The organism is Alitiscatomonas aceti, from assembly GCF_025567195.1.
GTDB classification, from domain to species: domain Bacteria; phylum Bacillota; class Clostridia; order Lachnospirales; family Lachnospiraceae; genus Alitiscatomonas; species Alitiscatomonas aceti.
Genome location: NZ_JAOQJF010000086.1, coordinates 1 through 744 on the forward strand (window position 1 = coordinate 1; position 744 = coordinate 744).

Genomic DNA, 744 nt, shown 5'->3' on the forward strand with positions numbered 1-744 from the left:
GTGTAGTGGCTGTCCGATACGCGGCAGATCCCGTCCGGCCACATCCGTTCATAGGGGATACTGTCCTGTGCCGATTTTCCTTTTTTGTCCGTGCGGTTGGCGCGGGCAATGGCCGCTTCGATCTGCTTCTTATCGGCGCGGGACAGCTTTTTCTTTGTCTTTACCGGCTGCACAGTTTTTTTCTCGGTTTTGCCGAACAGCCGATCCAGCCAGTTTTTGATTGCGGTGAACAATGTCATACACCTCCTTATCGAGCATTTCCTGCCGTTTTAATACGGCATAAAAGTTATTGGTCTGGTAGGGACGCTGCTTGGGACGGATCACAGCCACTTTGAGAATGTTGCCGACGATCTTTTCCAGGCCCTGCCCATGCTTTTCATACATTGCCAGCAGGAAGAAGGGCATCATGACCAGCATCATACACATGGCGGCCATGCTGTTTCCCGCAGGCTCACGGAGCAAAAAGAACAGCGGTACGCCTACAAGCGCCCCGGCGGTAAAGCAGACCAACTGCCTTCGGGTCAGATTGAACATGACCTTGGTTTTGACTTTAGTTAAATCTTTGGGTACGGGTACATAAGCCAATGTGGAAACCTCCTTCCGTTTTAATGCGCCTGAAAGACTGATTTTGCGAGACTGCCGGTTTTGAACAGCGTAAAGCACAGCAGTACGGTGTAGCCCACGCAGCTCCAGATCGCCATGATGATGTCATCTTCCAGAGCGATGTTCTGCACCAGCACAGCA

The 744-nt window shown here is 51.7% G+C and carries 1 protein-coding gene; it reads right to left on the minus strand.

Annotated elements, in window-relative coordinates; genetic code table 11:
- Window positions 1–129: 129 nt before the first annotated feature.
- Window positions 130–585, minus strand: a complete 456-nt coding sequence (locus OCV69_RS16610) for a PrgI family protein (protein ID WP_158360321.1) — start codon at window positions 583–585, stop codon at window positions 130–132.
- Window positions 586–744 lie beyond the last annotated feature (159 nt).